At 41.8% G+C, this 5672-nt stretch carries 5 protein-coding genes and 1 pseudogene; 2 read left to right on the top strand and 4 right to left on the bottom strand.

The window, feature by feature from the left end; genetic code table 11:
* Positions 1-94: 94 nt before the first annotated feature.
* From F6K63_RS36140 to F6K63_RS36125, 4 genes and pseudogenes are all read right to left on the bottom strand, one after another.
* Positions 95-478 carry a hypothetical protein gene (locus tag F6K63_RS36140; RefSeq protein ID WP_287314911.1) on the bottom strand — a complete coding sequence of 128 codons (384 nt, stop codon included), beginning with the start codon at positions 476-478 and terminating at the stop codon, positions 95-97.
* 218 nt (positions 479-696) lie between these two features.
* Positions 697-1803 carry an alkene reductase gene (locus tag F6K63_RS36135; RefSeq protein WP_008185851.1) on the bottom strand — a complete coding sequence of 369 codons (1107 nt, stop codon included), beginning with the start codon at positions 1801-1803 and terminating at the stop codon, positions 697-699.
* A 799-nt stretch (positions 1804-2602) separates the two neighbouring features.
* Positions 2603-3025 (bottom strand): annotated as a pseudogene (locus F6K63_RS36130) (Uma2 family endonuclease); the annotation flags it as partial.
* 242 nt (positions 3026-3267) lie between these two features.
* Complete coding sequence (locus F6K63_RS36125) at positions 3268-3795, bottom strand: hypothetical protein (protein WP_008185855.1); 528 nt, start codon at positions 3793-3795, stop codon at positions 3268-3270.
* Between the two features lie 673 nt (positions 3796-4468).
* On the opposite strand from F6K63_RS36125, the gene F6K63_RS36120 reads away from it, so the two are divergent.
* On the top strand, positions 4469-4783 hold the full coding sequence (locus F6K63_RS36120) for a recombinase family protein (RefSeq protein ID WP_229414555.1): 315 nt from the start codon (positions 4469-4471) through the stop codon (positions 4781-4783).
* A gap of 56 nt (positions 4784-4839) precedes the next feature.
* Positions 4840-5559 carry a helix-turn-helix domain-containing protein gene (locus F6K63_RS36110; protein ID WP_502708002.1) on the top strand — a complete coding sequence of 240 codons (720 nt, stop codon included), beginning with the start codon at positions 4840-4842 and terminating at the stop codon, positions 5557-5559.
* Positions 5560-5672 lie beyond the last annotated feature (113 nt).

Below are 5672 nucleotides of genomic sequence, written 5' to 3'. Positions count from 1 at the left end.
TTGGTATAATTCTGGTATCATTCTAACTTGATAGGTCGTCTTGACAATTTCTGACCTATCTTTTTTTACCATAATTCGCTCAATTTAATATATATCAAGGTTTACGGGGCGCTTGTCGCCCCCCCAGCTCAGTATCTATTTCTTTACAGCCATAGTTAAAGGCACTTCCCAGGATAGCTTTAACGGATTGGTTCTTAATATACTGCTTGAGGGGTTTAGTATATTGTTTTACCTCTTGCTTAGATAGGTCAGCAACCTTTAATTCCTTTTCCACTAAAGCTACAAAGGCTTTTAAGGCTTTAATCAAGAGTTTTTTCTGGGTATCTTGATCCGATAGTCCGGTATAATCTTTGATAGATTCTTTGAAAAAATCTTTAGTGTAGTCTTCTAGAGCGTCTTTGGCCAAGGGACCGATCACTTCTTTGGCGAGATAGCCACCGGCACTAGAAATTCCCCACAGTGCTAACCAATCTAGCATGATCTTGGTAGTTGTTTTTTGGTTTATCTATTATTATAGATCTTTAGGGAGCAGGGAGCAGGGAACAGGGAACAGGGAGCAGGCAAGACGCAAGACGCAAGAGGCAAGAGTTGGGACAGCCTGCCCCGTAATGAACCACTGTTCGCTCAAAAAATTGTAAACCCTAAATGCCTTTAGGGTTAAGATTTCAGGCTAGACCGCACTTAGTAAGAGCCTCGCTAGTTTTCCGCATTATAAGTAGGAAAGTCAGTATAACCTTCTTTACCTGGAGAATACCAAACTTTAACATCTGGAATAGGATTAAGAGGCCAATTATTAGCGAAGCGATCAACCAAATCTGGATTACTCAGAATCGGTCTTCCGAAAGCAATTAAATCCGCCACACCTTCTTGAATTGCCGCTTCTGCTGTTTCTTTACTATAGCCGCAATTACCAATAATTGGACCATCAAAAACGTTTCTAAGCTCAGCCAAAGTCATCGGTTCTCCTAATTCATGAAATCCAAACGCCAACCCATCTAATACATGGATATAAGCTAACCCATAACTGTTTAACTCTTTAGCTACATAAAGAAATGTTTCACGATAATCCACAGACCCCATATCATTAAATAAACCATTAGGAGACAAACGAACCCCCACTCTATTGACTGGGAAAACAGTTATTACAGCTTCGATTACTTCTTTGAGTAAACGATATCTATTCTCAATAATACCACCATAGTTATCTGTTCTTTGGTTGGTTTTAGATTGCAGAAAAGAGTCCAGTAAATAACCATTAGCTGAATGAATCTCTACCCCATCAAAACCTGCATGTTTGGCATTTTCAGCCGCTTTTTTATACTCTTCTACTATTTGGGGTATTTCTTCAGTTTCCAGGGCTCGTGGAGTTTCGTGAGGCTGTTTTCCCTGAGGGGTATGAACATATTCTTCGTTAATTTTAATGGCTGAAGGAGCAACAGCTAGCTTACCATCATGGAAACTACTATGAGAAGCCCTACCACAGTGCCAAAGCTGCAAAAATAATGGCGTATTCTTAGAGTGTACACTACTAACAACTTTTTTCCACCCTTCAGTTTGTTCCAGAGTATAAATACCAGGAGCATTTACCCAACCGTTAGCTTGAGGGGAAATAAAAGTACCTTCAGTGATAATTAGACCTACTCCAGTTCTTTGAGTATAATATTCCACCATTAAATCATTGGGAATACCCATATTAACTGCTCTCCCTCTAGTTAAAGGAGGCATTACTACTCGGTTTTTTAAAGATAAATCACCTAATTCAAAAGGGCTTAGTAGTTTGGACAAAGAGAGTGGAGCCGTCATTTATTGTACCCCTCAATGTAAATTGACTCAAATCCATTTAAACAAAATATAGCAATCCTAAATGATTTGTGACAAGTTAGGGGCTTGGTATGTTTTGCTCAAGCGCCAGGGTTAGGTTGCTGCCCGTAACGCACCACTGCTGGGTCAAACAACTTTTAGGAGATGCACCCGATGGGAGAGTGTGGGAAGAAAGAATAGGGTATATTATATAGCTGTTTTCATAGTAATAATATATATATGATATAGGTTTTTTCCCGGGTGGATATCGGAACCTATAGCCAGAGCTATTCATACTGATCAAATTGCACAACTGTTTTCTTGGATGGGGGGAAAGGTTAGCAACAGACCAAGAAAGCCAAAATGCGATTGACCAAAGGTCACGCTACGCGATTGGCCGTAGGCCACGCTAAAAGCGAACGCGCTTGTGGCTGGGTGCATCTCCTAAAAGCTGTTTGACCTGGTGGTTGGAATGGGCATCAGGCGTGGAACGGGCATCTTGCCCGTTTCATTTCCGGACGGACTGTCCCAACACTGGCTACCGATAAAATCAGGGCGAGCCCGTCCCTAAAGCACCACTAGCCACTAAATTCTAAATTCTTCATTCTAAATTCTTCATTCTAAATTCTTCATTCTAAATTCTTCATTCTTCATTCTTCATTCTAAATTCTTCATTCTAAATTCTTCATTCTAAATTCTTCATTCTAAATTCTTCATTCTAAATTCTTCATTCTAAATTCTTCATTCTAAATTCTTCATTCTAAATTCTTCATTCTGAATTCTTCATTCTAAATTCTTCATTCTAAATTCTAAATTCTAAACTAAACCCCAGTAACACCTCATTTCCTGTTAACACTACAGGCATTGCTACTACTTCCACAGGTTGATTTGCCAGATAAATTTCTACCAGTTTATCCTGAGGATTAATCAACCAACCCAAACGCAAGCCACTGGCTAGATACTCTTGGATTTTCTCCTGTAGGGGCTTTAATCGATCTGTCCGTGAGCGCAACTCAATCACAAAATCGGGGCAAATGGGTGGAAAACCTTCTCTTTCTGTTTGACTCAGTGCTTTCCATCTTTCCAGCGCTACCCAAGCTACATCGGGAGAGCGATCGCCACCACCTGGTAAACTAAACACAGTCTGAGAGCTAAACACAACCTTAATATTTAAAAAACCAGCGATGCACAGAATTTTTTCTCTGTTCCCGATTCCCGACTCCCCAGGGCTGTTTCATTCTAAATTGCAATATTTTATGCATTGACGAGGATACGTCTTTTCAGCCTTCGAGCATTCAGGTATGTGATGGCTGAAAGCCTTTAAACTCGTTACCTAGATCCAGAATGAAATAACCCTGCCGACTCCCGATTCCCGACTCCCGATTCCCGATTCCCGATTCCCGACTCCCGATTCCCGACTCCCGACTCCCGATTCCCGACTCCCTAAAATAAATAGATTATCCGCCCCTAACGCTGATTCTGCAATTTTCTCATTTCCTCTTGCACCCCCACTGCCACCTGCAAGGCTTGATCTAGCACTCGTCCATACTCACTGGCCTGATCACTCAAGTGCAGGGCAGTCAAGGTGGTTAAATTAGTAGTAAATAGCTGAGGATTCTTAGTAATAAACTGCTTATTCTCTCTGAGAATTCGTTCTGTCTTCAAGGCACGCACTAAATCCGTTTTCATCACCTTAAGGGCTTCGAGCACTCGCTCCCGATTGCTGAGACCAACACCTGGATTACCAGCTTCTTCCAATTGATCATTAATGTATACAGCTCTAATCACCGTATTGTATCGATCCACTTCTTTCACCAGCCGTCTAACTGCCTTATATTTCAACCATAGAAAGGTACCTCTACCCAATTTGATCAGGAAATCTCCTGGTTCTTTTGGTTTCTCTAGGAAAAAACCTCTGACTCGGTCTGGCTTCTCCCCAATCAAATTGCTGAGATAATCCTCTGAAATCACCAAGTCCTGCAAATCAGGTCGCATAGTTGTCCGTGCCTATGATAAGATAGTGGTCGAGAGCCTTCTAGTCTATAAGCTTAACATGGTATTAATACCTTACCGTTAAGTTCAGGAGACCTGTTAGGGGTCAGGGGCATGACTGGGTATATGGTAAGCATTCAGCGGTCAGCGTTTAGCGGTCAGCCTTTGGCCAATGGCACCTCAAGTAGTGTGCGTGTAGCGCATAAGCTGATACGCGACACGCTGATAGCTAATAGCTGATACCTGAATAGCTACGGTATATGACCACATAAAACAAGGATGCGATCGCATTCCCAATACTAATCATAAAAAGCCAGTTAACTTACTAACACAAACGAAAACTTAGCTAAAACTGCACCAAGCAATACTAAGTTTCCTCAATACACTGCAAGTCTCTGGCCTTAAAACGCACTGGCATCCCATCAGACGGATAAATCAAAAGGTTTGTATACAGTTATAAAAAGTGTCACATAGTCTAGCAATCTCTACAACTATTTGGTATACTTAAGGGAGGTTACTGATACCACTACGTAAGGCGGTCGAACTTACGGGACTCTCCAGAAATACCTTTCGCAAGTATGCAGATAATGGCACGATCAAATGCGAACGCACCCCAAGTGGTTACAGACTCTTCGATACAGAAAGCTTACTCACCTTCGGAAAGGCGGGCAAAACTGTGGTTGCTACTATCTGTTACTGCCTCCTCAGCAGCCAAAAACAAAGGAATGACCTTAATCGACAGGTTGCTTATATGCACTCCCTCTATCCAGAAGCGGAAATCATCTTTGACATCGGATCAGGACTTAACTACAAAAGATTTGGGCTTAAAACCATACTGGAGCGACTTATGCGTGGGGATCAGCTCACAATTATTGTTGCCTGTCTCGACAGACTTACCCGGTTTGGGTTTGAACTCTTTGAGTACTTGGTTAGAAGTTACCGTAAGAGTAGTGCAGCCTTTATAGTTGGTAAATTATGCAGCATAGGGTAAAGGTTTTGTAGTAAGGCTGCACTACTCTAAGGTTTCATCTCCGGTCAGTCTCAACGGTGGAAAAATCATGGGATCCGACAACCCTGAAAGCTGTCTTTGATCAGAATTTACCGCCGATATTCTCTCAATCATTCACGTCTGCTCTTGTAGAGTCCAAGGACTCAGGAAATACGGTTCAAAAATCAAAAAAGATCCGACTATTCCTAAAAGCTGACCAACGTCAATTGATTAATCGCTGGTTTGGAGTGTCCCGTTATGTTTTCAACAAGACCGTAGAAATCCTCAAAAATGGCGAAGTTAAAGCTAACTGGTTGGCCATCAAGACTGACATCCTTAACAGTCTTCCTGAATGGTGTAAAACAGTACCTTATCAAATTAAATCGATAGGGATAAAGGATGCCTGCACTGCGGTCATAGAGGCTAAGAAAAAATACAATTTGACTGGGCAAATTAATCGAGTTCGCTTTAGGTCTCGAAAAACTCCTGTTCAGTCTTGCTACATCCCAAAATCCGCTGTTTCAGTAAAGGGGATCTACCCTACAAAATTAGGAGAGTTAACCTTTGCTGAAAGCCTACCAGATCACCTATGTGACTATCGATTAATTAGCACCAATGGGGACTATTATTTAGTAGTCCCTTACAAAGCAACTCGAAACAAAGCCGAGAATCAAGGCAAGGTAGTTGCTCTCGATCCTGGTGTTAGAACTTTTTTGACGTTTTTTAGCTGTCCGGCAAAAGAAGCCCCACACCTAATGCGTAGCATAGGTGTGGGATGAATTTTGCACAGGGTATTATAAAATTGCTATAATATATGTACTGATAAACAAAGCCGTTCGCGTAGCGTGGCCTACGGCCTTAAATGCTGGGCAAGTCAGCCACTTACGTGCCT

This window comes from Moorena sp. SIO1G6 (assembly GCF_010672795.1).
Taxonomy (GTDB): domain Bacteria; phylum Cyanobacteriota; class Cyanobacteriia; order Cyanobacteriales; family Coleofasciculaceae; genus Moorena; species Moorena producens.
This window is presented reverse-complemented; position numbering and strand designations above follow the sequence as displayed.